Source organism: Nonomuraea sp. NPDC049784 (assembly GCF_040659615.1).
Taxonomy (GTDB): domain Bacteria; phylum Actinomycetota; class Actinomycetes; order Streptosporangiales; family Streptosporangiaceae; genus Nonomuraea.
Genome location: NZ_JBFAMX010000002.1, coordinates 85,173 through 109,029 on the forward strand (window position 1 = coordinate 85,173; position 23,857 = coordinate 109,029).

Consider the following 23,857-nt stretch of genomic DNA (forward strand, 5'->3'; position numbering starts at 1 on the left):
CCTTCCCGGCCTTTTAGAAGGCAGGTCACGTGGGTGAGGTGTTTCAGTAAACGCCTGTCCAATTGGTGGACTGCCGGGTTTCCCCGACCATATGTATTGAAACCGTGACACGTACACAGTGTGCTGACAAGTCTATACACTCCTCGTTACATCAATTGCGATCATGGTGCGCGGGGACGGTTTTCGTCCGGCCAGCTCACAAGGGCGGTTGGGCCGAAATTCGGCCCAACGGTCAGTCGGAGGAGTCGGATCGGTACCTGGATGCGGCTCCTGCCAGGCGCAGTACCCCAGATGAGCCGGGCTTGACAAACGGTCAGGATCGGCTGACGATCACCGGGACTGCATAGGTGAGGCCCCCCAACCTACCTCGATCGGGATACGTGAGTCCCGAGCCCTCAAAACTCGCGTCCGCAATTTCTTCCCGTGTCCATCGACTTTTGCCATGGCTTTTTCGTGTCAGGCCATGGCCTGCATCACTGATGCCTTTTTTGGGCTCCACTTCCGACTCTGGAGGCCAGCTCGTGGCTGGACGTAGGAAAATGCGAAGGTTACGTCGATTAACTGCAGGATTACTGGTGATCGCCGTCGCGGTGGGCGGCGGGCAACTGCCCGCCCTGGCGACCACGCCCAGCCCGCCTTCCCCGGCCGACGCGCGAGGCGGGTGGAAGCCGGACAGCGAGCGCGGCTGGCTGGAAGAGCTCCACGACTGGCTGACCGGCGAGGGCGACAGGACGCCCGAGCCGCGCGATCTCGGCGTGAACGCGGTGCCCCGCCGCGATCAGGAGCCCGCGGCGCAGAAGCTTCCGCCGGCCAGGCGGGTGAAGGAGCTGGCCGACAAGCGCAGCTCGCACTCGCGGACGTTCCTGCTGGAGGACGGCCGGCAGCAAGCGGAAGTTTCCGCAGGTCTGGTGAATTATCGCGATAAGTCCGGCAAGTGGCAGCCGATCGCCACCAAACTCTCCCCCACGGACCGGTCCGGCTTCGCGTACGGCAACCAGAGGAACGTCTTCAGCAGCTTCTTCGGCGCCGATCCCGACTCGGTCCTCCGCGTCGAGCTGGACGACGTGTCGCTGACGCTCGGAGCCGACGGCGTGAAGCGCGGCAAGCCGCAGGTCAAGGAGAACACCGCCACCTACGCGTACGGCGAAGGCGGGCGGCTGTCGTACCAGGTCACCCCGGAAGGCGCCAAGGAGCAGATCGTCCTCGACGCCCCGCCGAAGCAGGCCACCTACACCTTCACCATGAGGGCGGACGGGCTGCGGGCCTGGCAGCGGCCGAACGGCTCGATCGCGTTCTACCGCGGCGACTTCGACGGCTCGCCGGTCATGGAGATCCCCAAGCCGTTCATGACCGATGCCCGTGACGACGCCTCCTCGCCGTACGGGAAGACCTACAGCGACAAGGTGTCGCAGAGCATGCAGTGGGACGCGGCGGCGGGGCTGCTGCGGATCACGGTGAGCGCGGATCAGGCGTGGCTGACGGATCCGGCCCGGCAGTACCCGGTGGTCATCGACCCGACGATCAAGATCTCGCCGACGCCCAGCGTGTCGCAGGACACGATGATCGTCTCCGACTCCCCTGACACGAACTACGACGAGAGCTGGCGCCTGTCGACCGGTACGTCGTCGGTGGGCGTGTCGCGGTCGCTGCTGAAGTTCCCGCTGACCGGGGTGCCGTCCGGCACCAAGATCGACTCGGCGCAGCTCCAGGTCTACTGGGACCAGGACATCCCGACCAGCACCGGCACGACCTACGACGTCACCCTGGAGGCGCACCGCGCGACCGCCGCCTGGGAGGAGACGTCCGCCACCTGGAACTCGGCCAAGAACATCACCGGCGAGCTCGGCAACAACACCGAGGTCGTCGATGACGACGACGAGGGCAAGACCGCGGCGACGGGCGCGTGGCCGACGTCCACCAGCACCCTGGCGGCCAACGCCGTCAACGGCGACTACCTCTACAACCGTGACACCGTCGCGGGCGACCGCTACACCTGGACCCCGCGCCTGACCGAGGACGGCGACTACCGGGTCGACGTCCACTACGTGGAGGCATCCGACCGGGCCACGAACGCGCCGTACACCGTCACCTACAACGGCGGCAGCAAGGCGTATACGGTCAACCAGAACGCGGCATCCACCACGAACGGCGTGTGGAAGACGCTGGGCACCCACCCGTTCGTCGCCGGCACCACCGGCAAGGTCGTGCTGGGCGATGGCCCCGCCACAGCCACCACCGCGGTGATCGCCGACGCGGTACGGCTGACCAAGGACGCCACCCAGGTCAAGACCGCCACGGACAACGGCAGCAAGTGGCACTCGTTCGCGGTACGCAACATCGTCCAGTCGTGGCTCGACGGCGCGCAGAACTACGGCTTCGTGCTGAAGGCGGCCGACGAGACCCTCAACAAGGGCGGCGTGCGCTACGAGGGCAGCCTGTACTCCTACGGCGGGGAGACCGCGACCTACCCGCGCCTGGTGCTCACCTACGACCGCCGGGGCGTCAACGTCGATCCTCCCACGACGATCAACGCGAGCGGCGCGAAGCTGTCCTGGCCCGCCTACCAGGACCCGTCGGACGCCACGTCGGACAACATAGTGGAGTACCAGGTCCACCGCAGCGTGTTCCAGACCTTCACCCCGTCGGCCGCCACGCTCGTCTCGCCCGTGGCGTCGGACACCACGGAGATCACCGACTCCACGGCCAGGCCCACCCCGGCCGACTCGACCGACCCGTTCGGCCAGGTCTACTACTACATGGTCGCGGTGAAGACCAAGGACGGGCAGATCATCCCCGGCCCGACGGAGATCGCCGCGCTGCCGAAGGCCGGCCGTACCGTCAAGGTCTTCCAGGGCGGCACCGCGGCCACGACGCTGGCCAGCGGCCAGCCCGACGTCAACCAGGACATGCTGGCGGGCGCGCCGTGGCTGTCGGTCGGCAACAACTCCGGCACGTACGGCAAGACGCGGGCGGTGCTGAAGTTCGCCGGGGTCTCGGACATCCCGCAGGGCGCCCGGGTGCTCGACGCCCAGGTGGACCTGTGGGAAGTGACCATGATCGGGTCGGGCACGGCCACGTACGAGCTGCGGGGCCTGAACAGCGACTTCGACGAGACCACGGCCACGTGGAACAAGGCCACGTCCGCCAGGACGTGGACGACGCCGGGCGGCGAGTACGCGCCCACGGTGACCGGCAACTACACCGGGCTCAGCAACGACCCCTACCGGCGCAGCTTCACCGCCACGTCGCTCGCGCAGAGCTGGGTCTCCGCCCCCTCCGGCAACCACGGCGTGATGGTCAAGCTCGCGAACGAGACCTCTCCCGCCGAGCGGACCCTGTTCCTGTCCGACGAGGCGGCCGAGCCGCAGCTGCGACCCCAGCTGCGCGTGACGTACCTGGAGAAGACCACAGAGAACACCTACTACGCGCCCGACACCGCGCTCCGGATGGTCGAGGGTGGTCAGACCGGCACCGATGTGACGATCACCAACACCACGGCGGCGACGTGGAAGGCGTCGGACTACGTGCTGTCGTACCGCTGGAAACTGCCCGGCGGCACCGATGTGACCACGGCCGACAACCAGGTGAAGACCGCGCTGCCCAAGGACCTCGCCCCGGGTGACACGGTGACCGTCCAGGCGCAGGTCAAGGCGCCGGTGACGGCCGACGACAGCAACAAGCGCACGAGCTACACGCTGGAGTCGGACCTCTACAACAAGACCACCGGCACCTGGCTGTCGGCCAGCGAGGTGATCCCGTCACTGACCCAGACGGTGGCGGTGGACAAGCCGACCTCCGACCAGCTCGGGCTGGAGGACTTCTACGAGTACCGGGGACGCGACACCGGCGCCGGCGGCGTGGTGGAGACCAACCTGTACTCGGGCAACGCCGTGTGGAACTACAACGCCTGGCTGCACCAGTCCCGGGGTGACTTCTCCTCCAGCCTCAACCTCGCCTACAACTCCAAGGACACCTCCAACAGCTCGATGGGGTTCGGCTGGTCGCTGCAGGCCTCCATGCCGATGCGGCTCGGCTCGCCGCTGGACTTCCACCCCAATACGAGCCCGACCACGGTCACCATGACCGACGGGGACGGCACCAGCCACACCTTCACCAAGGACGACGACTCGGACGAGTGGTTCAGCCCGAAGGGCGTGCACCTGTATCTGCAGCACCTGGTGACCTGCGGGCCGAAGACCGAGGAGTCCCAGGCGTGGGTGATGACCCAGCCCGACCGGACCCAGTTCTACTTCGACTGCGACGGCTACCTGTCGAAGACGCAGGACCGGAACGGGATGATCAACACGGCGTCCTTCACGTACGCCTCGCGCAAGTCGAACAACAAGCCGGTGAAGTTCCTGCAGTACATCACTGACCCGGCGAACCGGCAGACGCTGACGGTCGAGTACTACAAGAAGGGCGAGAACTACACCTGGATCAACGACCAGAACGAAGAGGTCTACTGGGCCAACCTCGTCAACCCGAACATCATCGATCACGTCAAGTCCGTCAGTGACATAGAAGGCCGCAAGATCACCTTCTTGTACACGAGCTGGGGCCTGATGGCCAAGATGATCGACGGTGACGGCCACGAGAACCCCAAGAAGTTCCGCTTCGAGTACGACATGACCCAGGGCAGCAACAACGCCAAGCTCGTGAAGGTCATCGACCCCCGCAACCACGGCACCGACCTGGACTACTACTACCCGCAGGCCGGCGACGACCCGAAGTTCCACTGGTCGTCCAAGACCATCACCGACAGGCTCGGCTTCATCACCAAGTTCGCCTACGTGGACCCCGACGGGCCGACTGGTTCAACCATCGACACCACCGTCACCGACGCGGAGAACCACGCCACCGCCTACCACCTGGACGCGTACGGGCGGCCCACGCGGATCGTCAACGCCAAGAACCAGGTGACCACCCTCGGCTACGACGACGACCACAACCTGACCAGCGAGCAGGAGGACAACGGCGCCATCACCAGGGCGTCCTACGACCCGCTCACCGGTAACCAGCTCTGGATCCAGGACGCCGAGGCGACCGCCCAAAGCACCCCGACCACCGTCCTCAGCTACCAGTACGGCTTCGGCGGGCACATCGCCGACCTGATCGGCGAGACCAGCCCCGAAGGCCGCCAGTTCACCTTCGCCTACGACCCGTGGGGCAACCTGACGTCCGTAACCGACCCCGTGGGCAACACCACGGCCACCGCAGGCGACTACACCACCTCCTACACCTACGACATCTACGGTCAGGTGCGGACGGCCACCGACGCCAACGGCAACCTCACCAAGTTCGACGAGTACGACGCGACCGGCCAGCCCCAGCTCATCACCGACGCCAACGGTGACGCGACCCACCTCGGCTACGACTGGCGGGGCCTGCCGCTGTCGGTGATCAACCCTCTGGGAACGGTCGCCACGCGATCGTACGACCTGTACGGCCGGCTCCTGACCAGCACGGTGGAGAAGGACCACGCGACTGGCGAGACCATCACCACGCCCGCCCCGATCTACGACCTCAACGACAACATCACCACGGCCACCGCGCCCAACGGCGCCGTCACGACCACCGACTACGACGCCAACGACCGGGTGAACTACCAGCTCGAACCCAAGGACGACCAGAGCGACGCCCCGGAGCGCAAGACCTCGTTCACCTACGACAAGGTCGGCAACCGGCTGACGATCACCGAGCCCAACGGCAACGCGACCGCCACCGAGGGCGATTTCGTCACCACCAAGGGCCTCGACGAGATCTACCAGCTCTCCACGATCACCGACGCCAAGGGCTTCATCACCAGGTACTACTACGACAACGTCGGCAACCTGTCCATGGTGATCGACCCCCGCAAGGCGGCCACCCCGGACCCGCTCGACTTCACGGCGAAGTTCAGTTACGACCTCAACCACCAGGTCAAGACGGTGACCGACGCCGGCGGGTACACCACCCAGTCCGGGTACGACCTCGACGGGTTGGAGACCACCTCCACCGACGAGAACGGCACCGTCTCCACGACCGTGTACGACCAGCGCGGCCAGGTGGTCGAGACGCGGGTCCCGCACGAGGTGGTCGACGGGGTCAAGAAGGAGACGATCCGCCAGTTCAAGTACGACCAGGTCGGCAACCAGACCAAGATCATCAACCCACGTGGAGTGGCGACCGCTGACGACGACGGCGACTTCCTCACAGAGCTGCGCTACGACAAGCTGAATCGCGTAGCCGAGCAGGTCTACCCGTTCGACAAGGACGACAACCACAACTATCCGGACCTCCCCTACCGCACGCCTCAGAGCGTCCTCTACACCTATGACGCGGCCTCGCGCCTGAAGACGGTGGAGTTGCCTGCGGGCGACTCCGATCACCTCGCCAACGAAGATCACAGCGGCCGGATCGTCAGCCACACCGAGTACTACGACAACGGCTGGATCAAGAAGTCCATCGACCCGTTCGGCATCGCGGCCAGCTACGACTACAACGAGCTGGGCGAGCAGACCCAGCGAACCGTCACCGCGGCGGACGGGACCCTGCAGCGAACCCTGGAGTGGGGCTACCACCCCGACGGAAAGCTCAAGCACCACGCCGACCAGGGCGGATCGTCCAGCCCGCCGTACCCGCAGGCGGTCTCCTTCGACTACCTGTACGACCCGAACGGCAACCTCAAGAAGGTCACCGACACCGCGTCGAACGCGACGATCGACCAGTGGGACCTCGACTACACCGACCTCAACCAGGTGCACCAGATCAGGGAAAGCCTGGCCGGGGCACTCAAGAACACCACCAGCTACGACTACAACGAGATTGGCAGCCTGACCTACCGCGGTCACGACAAGACGGTCGCCAACTACACCTATGACGCGCGGGACCTGATGGACACGGTGCGCAACGGCTCCAGCGCGACCGACCCCAACGTCAGGCTGACCCAGTACACCTACACCCCGCGCGGCCAGCGGAAGACCGAGACCAAGTCCAACGGCAACGTCTCGACCTACGACTACTACCTCGACGGGCTGCTCCAGCACTCGGTGGAGAAGAAGGCCGACGGGGCCGTACAGGACGAGCACACCCTGGAGTACCAGGCCGACCTGCAGGTCTCCAAGGACCACATCAAGGTGCAGTGCGTCGAGTTCAAGTGCCTCGACCCGGACGTGACCAAGGAGTACGACTACGACCCGCGCGACCGGGTCACCAGCGTGGCCAACTCCGGCTGGGCCTTCGACGAGCAGTACAGGTACGACGCCAACTCGAACGTGGTCCTGCAGAACATCGCCGGGGACTCGACGTACTTCTGGTACGACTGGAACCGCCTGGCCAAGAGCGACGACGGCTCCGAGTACAACTACGACCCCTCCGGCCGGCTCGCCCAGGTGACCTCCGGCGATGACCACACGCCGACGGCCACCTACACCTACAACGCCTTCGACCAGATCATTCAGACCGAGCAGGTCGGCGTTGACAACGTGAACCGGGTCAACCAGTACACCTACGACCCGCTGGGCCGTACCTCCTCCACGACCGACAACGACGGCAAGAAGACCACCTACTCCTACCTCGGCATGTCGGGCGAGGTGCTGGACGAGGAGGTCGCCGGGGCGATCACCCGCTCGTTCGAGTACTCGGCGTCGGACGAGCGCCTGTCCATGGCGAAGTTCGACGGTGGCGCGAACGGCGAGCGCAGCGTCTACGGCTACGACCCGCAGGGCAATGTCGAGATCCTCACCACCGACGCCGGCGACACCCGAGCCACGTACGGCTACAGCGTCTTCGGTTCCCTGGTGCCCGGATCGGTCAGCGGCGTGGACACCCCCGACACCCACAACCCCTACAAGGAGCCCTACAACCCGTACTGGTTCGGGGCCAGTCGGTACGACCAGTTCTCAGCCAGCTACCAGATGGGGACGCGGAACTACCTGCCCACCAGCCACCAGTACCTCACCCCAGACTCGCAGCAGGGGGCCGACGCCGATCTCGGCCTGAACCTCAACCCGGCCACCAGCAACCGCTATGGCTACGCTGCCGGCCTGAGCATCGCCAACCTGCACTACACGGCGCCGTTCAACTGGAAGCACGAACTCGCGTCCTTCGGTGTCGGGCTGCTGGCCGGGCTGGCCGTCGGCGGGCTCGCGGTGTTCTGCCCCGAGACCGGCGGGATCACCTGCGGGCTCGCGGTCGCCATAGCGGCCGGAGCGGCGGGATCGGCGGCCGGCTACAGCACGAGCGTCGCCCTGGATCCCAACCGCAGCTTCGACGCCGGCGACTTCGCCCTGGAGACGCTGGCCGGTGGCGCGATGGGCGCGGCCACCTTCGGGCTCGGCAGGCTCCTGGGCGGCGGCCGGGGCCTGACGGGCGGGTGCACGCCCAACAGCTTCGTGCCCGGCACGCAGGTCCAGATGGCTGACGGGAGCACCAAGGACATCGACAAGGTCAAGGTCGGGGACAAGGTGCTGGCCACCGACACCGCGACCGGCGAGACCCAGTCCGAGCCCGTCACCGACCTGATCACCGGCAACGGCGAGAAGAAGCTGGTCGACATCACGGTCGACACGGACGAGAAGACAGTCGACGCAGGCGGCAGGACCGTCGACGCCGACGGGAAGAAGGAAAAGAAGACCGGCAAGCTCACCGCCACGGACGAGCACCCGTTCTGGGTCCGTGACCTGGGCAGATGGGTCTACGCCAAGGATCTTCAGCCCGGCATGTGGCTGCGGACCTCCTCGGGCACGTACGTCCAGGTCAAGGCGGTCAAGAAGCGGACCGCGCACCAGCGGGTCCACAACCTGACCGTCGCCGACCTGCACACCTACTACGTGCTGGCGGGCACCGCATCGGTCCTGGCACACAACGCCTCAAAGTGCGGGTTCACCTTCAGCGTCAAGGTAAGGGACGACCTGCCCGCCGGAGTCCGGGCTCGCTACGCGGAATCCGCCGCCGCACTCGAGACCGCAGCAAAACAGCTCGCGATGAAACCGGACAAAATTATGGAGGGCTTCCGGGACGGCGAGTTGAAACAATATCGCAAGCTGCTCAAGGCCGGAAAATACAAGCAGGCGCGCCGCTACCTGGGGTCGGCATTCCATCGCGCGCTGGAGAAGGAAGCGAACGCGATAGACCCCGGTCGATGGGTTTACAAATCCAGTCATGGCGTCGACTTCTACGACCGCCGCCTGATGAACTGGGTGGAGTTCACCACGGTCAAGGACTATGCGAACCATCTCGGCCGGACGACGAAGGGGGTGTACAGCAGGGTGCCGTACCTCCTGTACAGCGTCGGCCGCCTGCCTTCATGAGGTAGCCGATTGACACCCGAGACGCTCCCGGACCTCGTCCGGGAGCGTCTCCTTGTTACCTGAAAGAACTGCGGTAAAATACATACCTATGATTGAGACGACAGAAAGGGCAGCCGATGAAAGCGAGCGGCGAGCTTAAGCTGAGCGGCACCCGATCGGAGGGCGCGGATTATTCCGGGCAGCGTTTCAAGTACATCTCCGTCGCGAATGGCAGCCACCTTACCAAGTGCGATTTCCGCCGCATCCGCGCGACCCAAGGCTGTCTGGGAGGCGGCCGGCGGCCGAGTGTCTACACCGAGTGCGTTTTCGACGGCAGCACGCTCAAGGGGGATGGCCTCGACCCCGGCCGGGCCACCTTCATCAAGTGCTCCTTCCTGGACACGAGCCTGATCCGTCTCGACTTCCGGGACGCCGAATTCGTGGACTGCGTCTTCTCGGGGCGTATCGAATCGGTGATCTTCTCCGCGAAACCCTATGCGGAGGACGCAGAGCTGGGACGCACGAGGAACAGGTACGAGGGAAACGACTTCTCCGCGGCGCGGATGAAGGACGTCGCCTTCCGGGGCGGGATCGACCTCGGCCTGCAGCGGTTCCCGGACAGCGACGATTACTTCATCCTGCGCGACGCGGCGGGCCCCCTGGAAATCGCGATGCGGGACGCCGAGCGATGGGGAGAGGCCGAGGACCGCGACGAGGCCATCGCGACGATTGAAACGCTGGAGTTCAATGTCAAGGGAGGTCAGCGCGACCTGTTCATCCACACGGAGTTCCTCACCGGCGGGCTCTCCCCTGAGGCGGCGGAAAGGCTGATGTCGATCTTCCGGGAGCACTCCTGACGTGCCGTCAGGTGGGCGGCGAGAAGCGGTCCTGCTGTTTGGGTGACCGCTCGCCCCGCTGGTCGATGAGGCGGCGGAGCCGGGCGGCGGCCGCGTCGGCGTACCTGTGGGCGGTGTCCGCCCGCACGTGGCGCCGCTCGGCGTCCTGGGCACGCCGGATGGAGCTGAGACGTGCCAGGGCCGCGAACGCCGCACGATCGCGCACCCGCTCTTCACCGGTCGTCTCCTGCGGCCCGGCCTGGACCCGGGCCTGCCCGGCCTGCGGCGAAAGGCCCTCGACATCTACATCGCCCTCGCCGAGGCGCACCGCGCCGAGCACGTGCGCCGGCGGGGAACGGCCGGAGCCCGACACGTTCCTCCCGCGAGACACGGGACGGCGCGGCTACCCCGCGTAGCAGCCGACCAACAGCCACCATCGACCAGTTGCCCACCACGACGAACCACGAGGGGACCCCCGGCTCCTACGGCCTCGCCCAGGCGCCGCTGGAATGGCTTGAGAATCTTGCACGGCTGTGTACCGCGCTCTCGGTGGAGGGGAGCCCGTCCACCACGGCCGCCCGCCGCATCGTCGATCTGTCGTGGACGATGTTCGCGGGCCAGGTCGGTCCGGCGATCGACGGGCCTCTCACCCCCCGGCAAGAAGCATGGCTGACCGCCTTGGGGCGCCATGCTCCGGGATCATCGCGGCCGCGGCCCAGCTGGGATCGACGGGCGTACTGGAGGACGCCCACAAGCTCGCGCGGACGGCCGGTGATCGGGCGTACGTGCTGGCGATGGCCACGCTGCGCGCCGCCGGGGGGCACCACGCGGGCTTCGGCGAGCTGGCCATCAACTGTGCCGAACGGATCCGGGCATTACTGGCGCGGCCACAACGCGCGCCGGGCGGCTGGTCGATCGAGCTGCCCACCGGATGCGCGTGCGACCTGTGCGAAGCGCTCGGCACGTTCCTCCAGCATCCTGAACGGCGTGCTCTCGACTGGCCGCTCGCAAAGGACAAGCGCAGGCATGTCCACGCCCGAATAAATGACGCGGAGCTGCCCGTCCGTCACGAGACCAGACGGCAGGGCCGCCCGTACACCCTGGTGCTGACCAAAACAGAAGCCCTCTTCGAACGAGAACGTCTCGCCCGCGAGCGTCACGAAGCAAACCTGGCCTGGCTCACCGACACTGGAAGGGCTCATAGAGGAGGTGGAGGCTCATCTCGGCGTCCTAGGCGTCCGAGAGGGCCTGAACCCCTTGATCTAGGGCTGGCCACCTCTCCCGCGCAGCGAAGGGCCGACGCCGTCCGGCTGAGAGGCGGGCGCTGCCGGAATAGCATGCCTGGTGGGATCGTTGTGGCCGGTGTGCTCGACTGACGGCGAGCACCGTTCCCGGCGATCGCCTGTTCGGCTGCGACCGTGGCCACCACGACACGCCCCGCCACCATCCCTTGATCCACCGCTGTGCCAGGAGTGTGCATGACCGACCGCCTCACCGCCAGGCTGATCAGCCAGGCGGCCGAACGGCTACGGCCGGTGATACGCCATACTGCACTGGAGCCGAACCATCGGCTGTCCGACCTGCTCGGCGGCCAAGTGCTGCTCAAGCGCGAGGACGCGCAGGTCTGTCGCTCCTACAAGGTGCGCGGGGCGTTCAACCTGATCGCCTCCCTCACGGATGAGGAACGGCGGCGCGGCGTGGTCTGCGCGAGCGCAGGCAACCACGGGCAGGGCGTCGCGTTCGCCTGTGCCCGTCTGGGGATCAGCGGTCGGGTGTACGTCCCGTCCACCACGCCACGGCAGAAGCGCGAGCGCATCGCGGCGCTCGGCGGCGACCGGGTGGAGGTCGTGGTCGGCGGCGGCTCCTACGACGAGGCGAGCAGCGCCGCGCACGCCGACAGCGAACACACCGGTGCCATCTACGTGCATCCGTTCGACGACGTCAGGACGATGGCCGGGCAAGGCACGGTCGGCCTGGAGATCCTGGCGCAGTGCAGGGAGGCGCCGCACACCGTGGTCGTCCCGGTCGGTGGAGGCGGCCTGATCAGCGGCATCGCCGTCTGGCTGCGCGAGCACTCACCCGCCACCCGCATCGTGGGCGCCGAACCCGCCGGAGCGGCCAGCATGCGAGCCGCCCTCGACCACGGCGAGCCTCTCGCCCTGCCCGAGTTGGACACCTTCGTGGACGGCGCCGCCGTCGGAAGGGTGGGAGACGCCACGTTCCCCCTGGTCAAGGATCTGGTTGACGAGGTGGTCGCGGTCGATGAGGGCGCGGTGTGCACCGAGATGCTGGATCTCTACCAGACCGACGGCATCATCGCCGAACCCGCCGGAGCTCTCGCGGGTGCCGCGGCCCGTGAGCTCCTGCCATACGCCTCTGGAGGACCGGTGGTGTGCGTGGTGTCGGGCGGCAATAACGACGTCAGTCGGTACAACGAGGTGCTGGAGCGCTCTCTTGTACACATCGGGCTGAGGCACTACTTCCTGGTGACCTTCCCACAGCGCCCCGGCGCCCTGCGCCACTTCCTGGACGAGGTTCTGGGAGAGGGCGAGGACATCATCGCCTTCGAGTACGTCAAGAAGAACAACCGCGAAACCGGCCCGGCGCTTGTCGGCATCGAACTCGAGCGGGCCGGCGACCTCGACAGTCTCCTGTCCCGGATGAAGGCCAGCCCGCTCACGGTGGAGCGCATCCCACCGGGCTCGCCAATGTTCACGTTTGTTCTCTGACACCTCGCCACCGCGTGCTGGTGATCCACGATTCGTACGGGCTCTAGCTGAGCGCGGTGGCCAACTCCTCGTATGTAGGGGCGAGCTGCCGCAGCGTCTCAGCGGCGGACGTCGTGTGCCCGGCCACGAGGTCATACTGGAGGCTACCCACCAGCCGAGCCTGTCGGGTGGCCACGGCGGCGGCCCTGTGGTACCCGAGGGCGGCGAAGGAGGTGGCGGCGTCGGTGAGCCGTCGGGCACCGACCCGGATCGCGAAGTGGATCAGGTGATCACGCACCTGGGGATCCAGCCCACCAGTGACCATGTCCGCGAGCCGGGCGACCCCGGCAGCGCCACCCATCGTGCCCGGTGGCACCGCGAGCTCATCGCGTCCGCGCAGCCAGGCGACCGCACCGGGCAGGGCCGTGCGAAGCGCCGCCTCGGCGGTGACCTTTCGGACCCGCTGAAATTCACTGCGCATGGTGTACGGCGTGGTCCGGTAGGCGATGGTGTCGGCGCGCCACGCGGCGAGGAAATCCCCGGTTGGCAGGGTCGCGTAGGGGTGTCCGTGTGGGTCGTGGAATCGGACCAGCGTGTCGTCGGCGTCCAGCACCGTGACGAAGTGGTCCGCCTCGATCGGCCCGGTCATCCCGGGCTGGTGCCGCAGCAGACCGTTTTCCACCGGCCCGGCCAGGACCGGGCCCGCCTTGACCGCGTCGCACAGCATCGCAAGGGCTTGCTCGTCGTCGTCCGCACCCTGACGTTGGCAGGTCCAACCCAGCAGTGCGACTGCGTCGACGAGGCCCCGGTCAGGGTGCCGGGCCAGATCTCGACCGGGCTGGCGACGCATACCAGCCGATGCGCGTCGATCCAGGCTTCCAACGCGTTGTAGGCGTGCAAGATCTTGGGGAAGTCGGCGTCAGCCTTGGCGACTGGCAGGACGGCGTCGGTGCCGGCCGGCGAAAGTCTCACCCGCAGATCGTCGACGGGATCCACCGAACCAGTGAACGGCACCGCGACCTCTACCGGCCCGTCGCTGTCCCGGGTCACGAATCCGTGGAAGTGCACCAACGTCGGTCCGTCGCCGGGCAATCCGACTGCCCGCAACCGGGCACGGATCCGCTCCTGTGCGTCGGCCATGAAAGCATCCAGTTCGCCGATGTGGACACGTTGTTCTCGGCACAACAGTTTGCGTTGCGGGCGAGCCCGGAGCGTCGGGGTGCCGGCGGCCGCACGATCCGAGCAATCAAGCGCCTCGACCAACTCACGCCGATGCTGAAGCTCGATCTCCTGGGCGGCCACCCAGGCGCGCAGCTCGGCTTGGCGCGCTTGCGGGTCGAGTGGAAGCAGCGCGGCGATGCGGGCCAGTGGCAGGTCCAGCATGCGTAACCGTCCGATCAGCCGACCGAGCGGGATCTGGTCGCGGTGATAGCGGCGATACCCGGTGCTGGGGTCGATGTAGACCGGCACCAGCAGGCCCTGCGCCGCATAGAGCCGCAGCGCCTTCGGCGACAGCCGGGCGGCAGCACCGAACTCGCCAGGCAGCAAGAGATCCGCGTCGTTCACGCGCCTAGCCTGGGCCATTCCCCTGGGGCGAGGTCAAAGCGGCCAGCGCGGAACAGGGGCCGTACGGCGTAGCCGACACCGGACTCTCGGAAGTTGGTAGGCCCGTGGCTTCCGAGAACATGTCATTCTCGGGCGCGGGCGGCGCGTGTTCGTCAGGGTGTCTTTGGGTACGGGTCGTCCGCCCGCCTGTCGTGCGCTGTGCCGGCGGACTCGGTGTGTGAAAGTGCGGCGAGAAGCCGCAGTTTCTCGTCGCTGTCGCTGTCCTTGTCGGGGTAGTAGACGACGAGGATGACGTCGTCGATGGGGAGTTTGTCGCGATGGAGGCGTAGTTCACCGACGACGGGGTGGTGGACCGTGGTGGTGCCTCCGTCGAGACTGCGGACGTCGTGGCGGGCCCACAGAGTGCGGAACCGCTGGCTGGAAAGTGCGAGTTCTCCGACGAGTTCGACGAACCGGGGGTTGTCGGTGTCGTCCCCGATGGTGGTGCGAAGGGCGGCGATGAAGTCGGCGGTGGCTTTCGTCCAGTCCTGGTGGAAGGCTTGTTCCTCGGGATCGAGGAGGAGGGAACGAAGCCGGTTCTGGCCGGGCCGCAGGCGGGGGGAGAGCGCGACGGCCATGGGGTTGGAGGCCAGGACGTCGAACGCGCGCCCTTCGACGAACGCGGGGATCTGAAGGTGGGCGAGTAGCTCGTGCACTCGCGCCGGTACGTGCTCGGGCCGCTTGCGGCGCGGCGCCCTGGGGCGTGCCGCAGCGAGGCCGAGCAGATACGTCCGCTCGATGCCGTCGAGCTGCAGGACGCGCGCGAGTGATTCGAGAACCTGGGGTGAGGGGTTCCTGTCACGGCCCCGTTCCAGGCGCAGGTAGTAGTCGGGACTGATTCCGGCGAGCAGGGCGACTTCCTCACGGCGCAGGCCGGGCACGCGGCGGTTTCCGCCGGAGGGGAGTCCTGCCTGCGCCGGGGAGACCAGCTCACGCCGGGCACGAAGGTAGCTGCCGAGCCGGTTGCCGGATTCCTCATCCTTCATACCGACACCGTAATGCGGTGCGCGTGTCTCAGAGGGGGCCCTGGCAGGACCAGGGAAGACGAGAGCCCTGCCACATCCACCGAATGCCGTCAAGACTGTGGTGACACCGTTTTGAGAAGGACAGAGAACATCACTGTCTGCGCCGCGGGCCTGAACGCCGTCGGCGCCCTGGACTGAAGGGAAGATCTCGTGGATCTCTCCAACCGCACCGTTCTCATCGTCGGCGGATCCTCGGGTATCGGGCGAGAGCTGGCCCGCCGGTTCGCCGCAGCGGGCAGCACCGTGGCAGTTGGCGGCCGCAGCCCAGAGGCACTCTCGGAACTAGCCGAAGAAGGTTTCGGCACGTTCGGTATCGACGTCACCGACAGTTCCTCCGTCACGTCTGTCCGTGACGCCGTGCTCGCCCGGTACCCCGAGCTGGACACCGTGGTGACCATGTCGGGCGTCATGCTCCTGGAGGACCTGCGCGACCCCGCGCACTTCGAGGCGGCAGAGACGACGATCGACACCAACCTGGTCGGCACCATCCGGGTCATCGACGCCTTCACCCCCCACCTGGTCCGGCGGGGCGCCGGCACCTTCATCACCGTCACCTCCGGCATCGCCTTCCTGCCGTTCCCGCCCATGCCCAGCTACGCCGCCTCGAAGGCCGCGGTGCACGCCTACTCAGAGGCGCTGCGCGCGCAGCTCGACGGCACGGGTGTCGGCGTCGTCGAGCTTGTCCCCCCGGCCGTCGCCACAGCAGGTCAGGAAAAGGTGAACCCGCACGCGCTGCCGCTCGACGACTTCGCCACCGAGGTCATGCACCTGCTCTCGGAGAACCCCACGCCTCACGAAGTCCTCGTGAAGGGCGTCCTCATGCACCGCTGGGCCGAGCGCGACGGCACCTACGACGACCTCGTCGCACAGCGCTCCCAGGCCCTGGCCATGCTCCTTAACCGCGAAGGCTGACGCCCTTCCCCGCCGACGGCCTCCTCTCTCATCGCCACCGGGCGGCCAACGGGCAGCCACGCGTCCTGGACACGAACCCCGCCCCCCGAACGGCCCCGCCTCCGCAGCCCACCCTGCCGGGGCAGCGACGGTTCAGCGGCGGCGCGAGCTCGGGAAGTCCGGCCGCCTCCATCGTTCAGTGCGTGTTGTAAGCGGCTTCGTCGTCCTCGTCGGCTTCATCGGGGTCGCGGAGCTCACGCACGCCGCCGGGCAGCTCCGGCAGGACGAAGGAGTACTTGCCGATCACGTTGATGTGGTGGCGCGGGAACGGCGACAGGCGGCAGGTCGATGCTGAGGGGGTAGGGGTCGTGCTCGTCCAGGAGCAGCCTGCGGAGGAATTCGACCATGCCGCAGGGGAAGAGTGTGAAGTCCTCGTCGGTGTGTCGGCCGCAGACCAGGACCGGCCACTCGTCGGGGTCAGGGTCGGTGGTCAGCCAGCACAGGATGTCGGGGCCCGAGGTGACGCCCCAGGCGAGGATGTCGTCCGGGTCGATGTCGAGGCCTTCCTGACCCCCCAGCATCTCCCAGGTGGCACGGGCGTTCTGCGTCTCATCCTCGAAGGTCTCATCGTCCAGGTAGATGCTCTCCTTGGGCAACGGCATGAGGATGACGCCCCCGCCCCGCCCGTCGGCGGCGTCGAACGCGCCGGCGCCATAGATGGACATGAAGGCCATGTAGTCACGTGGGAACCGCGTGCCCCATCGCATCTCTGCTGCCGACCAATCGATTTCCTCGTCCGCACCGAGATCCGAAGGCAGGATCTTGGTCAGCGCTGCGATACCCATCGGGTCTTCCACGGCAATCCCTTCGACAACGTGGCCGCGAGCCTACGAGGTCGCACCGACAAACGCCGCAACAGGCGCACTAGCGGGTCGGCGTGCCGACGTCGGGCAGGGTCGCCAGTTGCCCAGGCCAGGGACAACCTCCCTGGCCTGGGCCTCTTTCGTCCTAGCCGCCCGGCCGCCGCCGGGCGATGAGCTGGCGATTACGCCACCGGCACCAGCGCCTCCGCTGAGCCGTCATCGTCCTCGCCGTCCGTATCCACGCCACGGTCGCGGTTAAGCGAAGGTATGTGAGTTGCGCGGAGCGCCCCGTCCTGCCCGGCGCTGGCGGCCCGCACCGCCGTATGGCCGCGCGGCTGACCGCCGTGCCCGGGGCCTGCCCAGGTCAGCGCTCGCTGGAGGCCGCGCGGTAGTGCAGGTCCTGCACGTACGGCGTGGCGGTAATGGTGTACGGCGAGGTGACCTTCGCCACCGTGGCGGAGCCCCGGGTCACGGTGGCCGCGGCAGTGCCGGCCTTCAGCGGGAAGGTCTTGGCGGACACCCCGGCGGGCGCGTCGTAGGTCTGCGTGGTGCCGCCGATGGTGACCGACACCTTGCTGGCCGCGGTGAGCATGCTGAGCACCTCGACCGTGTCACGGGCCGCCGTGCTGCCGCTGCGCAGGTTCATCAGCTTGGTCTGCTCGAACGACGGCGTCGCCGCGACCGGCTGGACGCGGTGGGTGAGGTAGGCGACGTCGTTGGTGATCTTCGGGCAGCCGAGCTTGTGGCAGGTCAGGTAGTAGGCGTTGATGTCCAGGTAGGTCCACCCGGCGTTCCTGGACGGGGCGAACTGGGTGTTCTCGGAGTAGTCGTTCCAGGTGGTGAGCTGGACCCAGTCGGCCATGCCGTCGATCGCGCCCTTCCACGAGGCGCGCAGGTTCTCGGTGTTGCCGGCCTCGTCGAAGATGCCCTGGTTGGGCCGCTCGTCCTGGACCGACACCGGCTGCATCCAGATCTTGCCCATGCCGTGCGCGGTGGTGATGTTGGCTGTCAGGTTCGCGTTGCCCGCGGGGCTGCGGCTGCCCCAGTTGGAGAAGCCGTAGCTGATCGAGGCGAAGGCGTCGCGGTTCTTGCCGAAGTCGATGAAGCAGGGCACCAGGGCGACCTTGATCCCGTGCGCCGTCTCCATGATCTTCATCCAGTCGGCCCACCAGGCGGCGGTGTGGCCCTCCGCCTTGAAGGGGGCGACGACCAGGCGGTTGTCGGCGAGCCGGTAGACCGACTTCGACGCGGCGAGCTTGGCGATGGCCGCGGCCAGGGTGGCGCTGTCCACCGAGGCGAGCCCGTTCGTGTCCGGCATGAGCACGATCTTGAAGCCGGGATCGACGGCCTCGGCGGCCTTGATGAGGTTCTGCACGCGCGTCCAGTTCGCGCTGGTCACCGACAGGATGTCCACGGTGAAGCCGTCGATGCCGGCGGCGATGGCCTGCTGGACCTCGGTCTTCAGGTCGGCTAGCGCGTAGTCGCCGGTGATCGGGGCGCGGCCGGCGGGCCGGTCGCGGAGCAGCCCGCCGTACGCGGCATGCTTGCCGCTCTCCCCCTCCGGCTTGAGGTAGTTGCGGGCGTAGTAATCGTTTTCCGGAGCGGCGTTGTCGAGCGAGATCGGGTACGGGGTGAAGTAGTGCGCGAACACCTTCTTGTCCGAGGCCCGCAGCGCCGCCGTGCTAGCCAGGGTGAACGGCAGCGGCCCGTCGGTCTGCTCCTCCCCCGAACCCGGCGTGTACGTGACCGTGAGCTTCGGCCCGCGGTCGCCGGTCTCACGCGAGGACATCAGGACGGTCGTGGTGTCGGACGTGCCGGTGAGGGCGAAGGCGTAGGTGCCGTCTCCCACGATCGCGGAGGAGACGTCCAGCTTGGCCGTCGCGCCGGTGGTGAACCCGGTGTGCGAGGCGACGGCGCTGTCACCGGCCGCCGGGCGGGTGTTCCAGGTGGTGGCGGCCTCGGTCCACGAGCCCGTCACCTCGCGGGCGGAGATGGTGGTGTCCGTCGTCCTGGCCGAGACGACGTCCAGGGTGACCTTGACATCCTCGGCGTCCTCCGGGATCCCGGTGACCTTGAACCGGGTCAGGGCCATGCGCTGCCCCGCGGCGACGCCGCCGCAGCCGGAGCCGCAGACGCTCAGCCACGTCGCGGTGGCGAAACTCTTGGCGGGCTCGGCCTGGCTGACGAACACGTCCTCCGCGGCGGCGAACGTCACGCTGACCGGAGCGACCGCAGACGCCTGCGAGGGGGCGACGGCGACGGTCCCCAGTGTGACCGAGGCCGCCACCGCCGCCAGTAACGCCCGATATCGGTTGACCATGGAACTCCCTTTGACTCTCGACGCGGCTCCTGGGGGCGGAGCCGCTGTGCAAGACCCAAGGATGAGGCAAGATCAACCACCTTTTCCTGCCATTGGCCCGAAGTCTGATTTTTGGAACGTCACCAACTCGTTCCGTACACGACCGCTGACGCACCGGCTGTTCGGCCGAGCCAACTTCGACCTTCTTCGAGCTCGCGTCCTCCGCTACATATGACGGAGCGTGGCTCCGTGACCTGCGCCTTTCACGGCGACTCGAAGCCGTGTCAGCGCGATGTCAGGTCCGTGTCGGGTCGAGGGGCCACGATTCTCGACATGGATACAGCAATGCGACCCTCACCCGACAGCCAAGGCGCCCAGCCGAAGGGCTTCGTCGCGAAGCTCCTCGCCGACCGTCACTCCGTCCCGTTCTCCATCGCACTGCACCTGGTGCCCGGCGCGGTCATCGTCGCCGTGTACGCGTTCATCGCCGCCCCCCTGGTCCGGGCGATACACTTCCCGATCTTCCTGGCCTGGGCCATCGCCCTCGCGGTTGTGCTCTTCCCGCTCCAGCTATTCCTGCTGTGGCTGGGCAAGAAGAAGACCGGCCGCTTCACGATGAAGGGCGTAGTCCACTATCGCGACAAGCCGGTCTCGCGCGGCAAGGTCTTCTGGCTCGGGGCCGCGTGCCTCGTGTGGATGACCGTGGTCTCGCTCTCTCTGACCTCGCTGGACAACATCGTCTACGACTGGTTCTTCACCTGGGTGAACTACCAGGGCGCCGGCCCCGACGGCACCGCCTACCTCCAGGGCTACTCGCACGAGCTCGTGCTCACCACGCTGCTCATCTGCGCGCCGTTCACCGGCTTCACCCTGCCCCTGCTCGAGGAGTACTACTTCCGCGGCTTCCTGCTGCCCCGCCTCCCGCAGCTCGGCAAGTGGGCCCCGTTCTTCAACACCTTCTTCTTCTCGGTGTACCACTTCTGGGCCCCTTGGACGGTCCTGTCGAAGCTCGTCTTCCTCTACCCGGGCGTCTGGCTCGCCTGGAAGAAGCAGGACATCCGCATCTCGATCGCCATGCACCCCGGCTCGGCGCTGCTGATGACCGTGGTCGGCGTCATCGCCCTCGCCTCCGGCGCCTACTCGATGTAAGACCGCCTCGAAACGAGGGGGTACCGTCCGCTGGCCGAGGGCCGGATGCGTCGCTCCGGAGCAGGCCACAAGGGCGCCAAGCAGGTCGACCCCGGGCTGCCCGTGGTCCAGGCCGGACTGACACTGAGGTTGATGTCGGCTCTTCAACCAGTCCCCGAGCATGTTCACCGCTCGCAGACGTCCGCACGCACGGCACCGGCGTCAAGCACATTCGCCATCACATCGTCGGCGACCTCACCCTTGCCTACGAGAGCATGGACCTGCGCGCCGAGCCGGACCTGTCCATGACGATCTATGCCGCCGAACCAGGCTCCCCGTCCGAAGACGCGCTCCGCCTGCTCGCCTCCTGGGCCGCTACTCACCAGCACACCAATCAGCCCCAAGAGACAGACCGCCCGCACCGGCACCTGCTCTAGATGTTCTGTCCCATGAGGTTGGTGACACGGGTGGCGGCAGACAATCGCGACCCTGAGGTGGACGAGCCGGGCGAGACGCTCGAGCCCTACATCAAGGAACCCCCGCCCACCGGCGCGTGGGCGTGCCCGTTACCGCCCGAGGCGGACACCAGCCCGGCGATGTAGTCGGAGACCGCGGCGACGGTCGGTTGCCGCCACAGCAAGGTCGTCGGCAGCGAGCATCGGAACCGTTTCTCCAGCCGCCGCAGGACGACCACCGTCAGCACCGAGTCCAGCCCCTGCTCGATCAGCGGCCGGTACGGCGACAGGTCGGCGGGGGCCAGCCGCATCTCCTGGGCGATCTGCGCGCCGACCTCCTCGAGCAGGAACGCACGCAGTTCCTCTGGCCCCAGATCGGCGATGGATTCGGCGGGCCGCACGCCTTCGGCACCGTTCTCCGCGGCGGCCGGCACGTCGATCACCGGGTACCGCAGCCCCGAGAGCCAGCCGACGACGGTGCCGGCGCGGTCGGTCACCCGTACCTGCACCGTGTCGGCGCGTTCGGGGTCGAGCCAGACCTCGATGTCGACCGTGTCCGGTGGCTCTCCGACGGTGACCAGCCGATCGACGTTCGTCACCATGCGAAGCAGCGGGTCACCGGGGAACGCGCTCGGCGCCACCGACATCGCCGCGTCCAGAACGGGTGCCCACGTGGCGGCCGGCCCGCACCGGACCCGGGCGAGCAGCGCGCCGCGGCCGCGCAGCAGTTCCTCGACCGTCCAGTCGAACCCGGTGCCAGGCACGCCGACGGCGGCGAGCCGCTGCGTGACCTGGCCCGGCTCCGCCTGGACGAGCGGCTGCGCCGGGGGAGCAGGCGCCTCTCCCGGTTCGGCGGGCACCGTGGCGGTGGCGATCATCTGCCAGGCGGCGTCCGGTTCACTGGCGACACGGGCGGCCAGCCGCAGTCCGGTTCCCTGCCGCACGACCTGGACCTCGCGGCGGTCGGCGGTCAGCAGCGGCGCCGACATCCTCACCTCGCCGAGCACCTGACCTCCGGCTGCGGCGAAGAAGGTCGCCGCGAGCACCGCAGCCGGCACGATCTCCACGCCTTCGATGGCATGGCTGCCGGGATAGGGCCGGGTCTGGTCGTCCACGCTGGTCCGCCAGAGCCGTACGTCGGTGCCGGCGAGATCGAGGCCGTCGCCGAGCAGCGTGTGCGTGCCGGGATCGTGGCCGCGACCGGCGGCGTCCGGGGCCGACGGCGCACGCCAGTGCCTGCGGTGCTGCCACGGGTATGAGGGGAGCACGACCGGCCCGCCGGCCGGCTGCAGCCGGCGCCAGTCCACGTCGAGGCCGGCGCAGTGCGCCGCGGCCACGCCGGCCAGCAGGCTGGGACGGTTCCGCCGCAACGACGTGCCGACGAAGACCTCCTCGTGACCGGCCGTGCCGAGCGTCTCCAGCACCGAGTGGGTGACCACCGGGTGCGGGGAGATCTCGACGAACGCGCGATATCCGTCGGCCGCGGCCGCCGTGACCGCGTCGGCCAGGCGCACCGGCCGGCGCAGGTTGATCGCCCAGTACGCGCCGTCGAAGCCCGGGTTGGCGCGCGGATCGTCCAGCGCCGTCGAGTAGACGCGGATGCCGGGGACGCCGACCGTGAGGTCAGCCGCGGCGGCGGTCAGGTCGGCCAGGAGCGGATCCATCTGCGGCCCGTGGAAGGCCACGTCGGAGGCGACCCGACGGCCCGGGATGCCCTCCTTGATCCAGCCGGCCAGCACGTCGGCCACGGCGTCCGGATCGCCGGAGACGACCGTCGAGCCGGGTGACGCCGCGATCGCGGCGACCACGTCGGTGCGGTCCCCCAGCAGCCGCGCCGTCTCGGCGAACGGCAGGTGCACCATGGCCATCGCGCCGCGGCCGGCGGCCCGCCCCAGCAGCCGGGACCTGCGGCAGATCAGCCGGGCGCCGTCCAGGCGGCTCAGCGCCCCGGCCGTCACGGCGGCGGCGATCTCGCCGACCGAATGGCCGATGACCGCGTGCGGGCGCACCCCGTGCGCGCGCCACAGCTCGACGAGGCCGAGCTGCATCGCGAAGATCATGGTCTGGATCCGGTCCACCTCGGTCAGCTCGTCCTCGGCGAGCACCTCCCGTGGCGAGAAGCCGATCTCGGTGGCGAACACCGGCTCCAGCTCGTCAATCACCGCGGCGAACACCGGCTCGGTCGCCAGCAGCTCCCGGCCCATGCCCGCCCACTGTGAGCCGTGCCCGGAGAACACGAACACCGGGCCGGGACCGGGATCGGAGAGCACCCGCCCGGTGGTCACCGCGTCGTGCGAGGCGCCGGTGGACAGGGCGCGCAACCGGTCAGCCAGCGCGGCCGGGCTCTGCGCCGCCACCACCGCCCGGTCCGGCAGGTGGGCGCGGCGCAGCGCGAGCGTGTGCCCGACGTCGGCCGAGGGCAGGCGACCGGCGACGCCGGCGAGGTTGCCTGCGGCCTGCCGCAACGCTGCCGGCGACGCGGCGGACACCGGATACAGCCGGCCCGCGGTCCCCTCGGCGGGTGGTCCGGCGGGCGGCGCCTGTTCGAGGACGACGTGGGCGACGGTGCCGCCGTAGCCGAAGGCGGAGACCGCGGCCCGGCGCGGATGCGCGGAGGCGGGCCAGGACGTCGGCGCGTCGACCACCCGCAGCCCGGCGCCCGTCCAGTCGACGGCCGGGCTGGGCTTGCCGAGCCGGCTCGGCGGGAGCTCGCCGCGGTCGAGCGCCAGGACGGCCTTGACCAGGCCGGCGATGCCGGCGGCGCCCTCGAGGTGACCG

Annotated in this window: 14 protein-coding genes; 7 read left to right on the top strand and 7 right to left on the bottom strand. The window is 68.1% G+C overall.

What is annotated here, in order from left to right:
- Window positions 1-575 precede the first annotated feature (575 nt).
- Window positions 576-9,290, top strand: coding sequence for a DNRLRE domain-containing protein (locus AB0J09_RS01000; protein WP_360683095.1), 8,715 nt, complete (start codon window positions 576-578; stop codon window positions 9,288-9,290).
- Window positions 9,291-9,406: 116 nt separating this feature from the next.
- On the top strand, window positions 9,407-10,126 hold the full coding sequence (locus tag AB0J09_RS01005; RefSeq protein ID WP_360683097.1) for a hypothetical protein: 720 nt from the start codon (window positions 9,407-9,409) through the stop codon (window positions 10,124-10,126).
- Window positions 10,127-10,133: 7 nt separating this feature from the next.
- Here the strand turns inward: AB0J09_RS01005 and AB0J09_RS01010 are convergent, their stop codons facing one another.
- Window positions 10,134-10,478, bottom strand: a complete 345-nt coding sequence (locus AB0J09_RS01010) for a hypothetical protein (RefSeq protein ID WP_360683099.1) — start codon at window positions 10,476-10,478, stop codon at window positions 10,134-10,136.
- Between the two features lie 292 nt (window positions 10,479-10,770).
- Between AB0J09_RS01010 and AB0J09_RS01015 the strand changes: the two genes are divergently transcribed.
- Together AB0J09_RS01015 and ilvA are read left to right on the top strand one after the other, a co-directional pair.
- Window positions 10,771-11,481: a hypothetical protein gene (locus tag AB0J09_RS01015; protein ID WP_360683101.1), complete on the top strand. Its 711-nt coding sequence runs from the start codon at window positions 10,771-10,773 to the stop codon at window positions 11,479-11,481.
- A gap of 102 nt (window positions 11,482-11,583) precedes the next feature.
- Complete coding sequence (ilvA, locus tag AB0J09_RS01020; protein ID WP_360683103.1) at window positions 11,584-12,834, top strand: threonine ammonia-lyase IlvA; 1,251 nt, start codon at window positions 11,584-11,586, stop codon at window positions 12,832-12,834.
- Window positions 12,835-12,877: 43 nt separating this feature from the next.
- Here ilvA and AB0J09_RS01025 read toward each other — a convergent pair whose 3' ends face one another.
- The 3 genes from AB0J09_RS01025 to AB0J09_RS01035 form a co-directional block, all read right to left on the bottom strand.
- On the bottom strand, window positions 12,878-13,462 hold the full coding sequence (locus AB0J09_RS01025) for a hypothetical protein (protein WP_360683105.1): 585 nt from the start codon (window positions 13,460-13,462) through the stop codon (window positions 12,878-12,880).
- Window positions 13,459-14,379: a MerR family transcriptional regulator gene (locus AB0J09_RS01030; RefSeq protein ID WP_360683107.1), complete on the bottom strand. Its 921-nt coding sequence runs from the start codon at window positions 14,377-14,379 to the stop codon at window positions 13,459-13,461. Before AB0J09_RS01030 ends, AB0J09_RS01025 begins: the two co-directional genes overlap by 4 nt.
- 152 nt (window positions 14,380-14,531) lie before the next feature.
- Window positions 14,532-15,404 carry a helix-turn-helix transcriptional regulator gene (locus tag AB0J09_RS01035; protein ID WP_360683109.1) on the bottom strand — a complete coding sequence of 291 codons (873 nt, stop codon included), beginning with the start codon at window positions 15,402-15,404 and terminating at the stop codon, window positions 14,532-14,534.
- Window positions 15,405-15,593: 189 nt separating this feature from the next.
- Here AB0J09_RS01035 and AB0J09_RS01040 point away from each other — a divergent pair, with 189 nt between their 5' ends.
- Window positions 15,594-16,355 carry an SDR family NAD(P)-dependent oxidoreductase gene (locus AB0J09_RS01040; RefSeq protein WP_360683111.1) on the top strand — a complete coding sequence of 254 codons (762 nt, stop codon included), beginning with the start codon at window positions 15,594-15,596 and terminating at the stop codon, window positions 16,353-16,355.
- Window positions 16,356-16,588: 233 nt separating this feature from the next.
- On the opposite strand, the gene AB0J09_RS01045 is transcribed toward AB0J09_RS01040, so the two are convergent.
- Both AB0J09_RS01045 and AB0J09_RS01050 read right to left on the bottom strand, forming a co-directional pair.
- Window positions 16,589-17,179 carry an SMI1/KNR4 family protein gene (locus AB0J09_RS01045; RefSeq protein WP_360683113.1) on the bottom strand — a complete coding sequence of 197 codons (591 nt, stop codon included), beginning with the start codon at window positions 17,177-17,179 and terminating at the stop codon, window positions 16,589-16,591.
- Window positions 17,180-17,561: 382 nt separating this feature from the next.
- On the bottom strand, window positions 17,562-19,517 hold the full coding sequence (locus AB0J09_RS01050; RefSeq protein ID WP_360683115.1) for an endo-1,3-alpha-glucanase family glycosylhydrolase: 1,956 nt from the start codon (window positions 19,515-19,517) through the stop codon (window positions 17,562-17,564).
- Between the two features lie 324 nt (window positions 19,518-19,841).
- On the opposite strand from AB0J09_RS01050, the gene AB0J09_RS01055 reads away from it, so the two are divergent.
- On the top strand, window positions 19,842-20,645 hold the full coding sequence (locus tag AB0J09_RS01055) for a CPBP family intramembrane glutamic endopeptidase (protein WP_360683117.1): 804 nt from the start codon (window positions 19,842-19,844) through the stop codon (window positions 20,643-20,645).
- The gene (locus AB0J09_RS01060; protein ID WP_360683133.1) at window positions 20,537-21,061 is read left to right on the top strand and encodes a hypothetical protein; all 525 of its coding nucleotides are present in this window, start codon (window positions 20,537-20,539) and stop codon (window positions 21,059-21,061) included. The genes AB0J09_RS01055 and AB0J09_RS01060 overlap by 109 nt, the downstream gene beginning before the upstream one ends.
- Window positions 21,062-21,147: 86 nt before the next feature.
- Here AB0J09_RS01060 and AB0J09_RS01065 read toward each other — a convergent pair.
- A partial coding sequence (locus tag AB0J09_RS01065) for an acyltransferase domain-containing protein (RefSeq protein WP_360683119.1) occupies window positions 21,148-23,857 on the bottom strand: 2,710 nt, incomplete at its 5' end.

Coding starts and splice junctions, on each gene's coding strand:
- AB0J09_RS01005 (WP_360683097.1), top strand. CDS start 9,407: ATGAAAGCGAGCGGCGAGCTTAAGCTGAGCGGCACCCGATCGGAGGGC.
- AB0J09_RS01015 (WP_360683101.1), top strand. CDS start 10,771: ATGGCTGACCGCCTTGGGGCGCCATGCTCCGGGATCATCGCGGCCGCG.
- ilvA (WP_360683103.1), top strand. CDS start 11,584: ATGACCGACCGCCTCACCGCCAGGCTGATCAGCCAGGCGGCCGAACGG.
- AB0J09_RS01025 (WP_360683105.1), bottom strand. CDS start 13,462: ATGACCGGGCCGATCGAGGCGGACCACTTCGTCACGGTGCTGGACGCC.
- AB0J09_RS01035 (WP_360683109.1), bottom strand. CDS start 15,404: ATGAAGGATGAGGAATCCGGCAACCGGCTCGGCAGCTACCTTCGTGCC.
- AB0J09_RS01045 (WP_360683113.1), bottom strand. CDS start 17,179: ATGGGTATCGCAGCGCTGACCAAGATCCTGCCTTCGGATCTCGGTGCG.
- AB0J09_RS01050 (WP_360683115.1), bottom strand. CDS start 19,517: ATGGTCAACCGATATCGGGCGTTACTGGCGGCGGTGGCGGCCTCGGTC.
- AB0J09_RS01055 (WP_360683117.1), top strand. CDS start 19,842: ATGCGACCCTCACCCGACAGCCAAGGCGCCCAGCCGAAGGGCTTCGTC.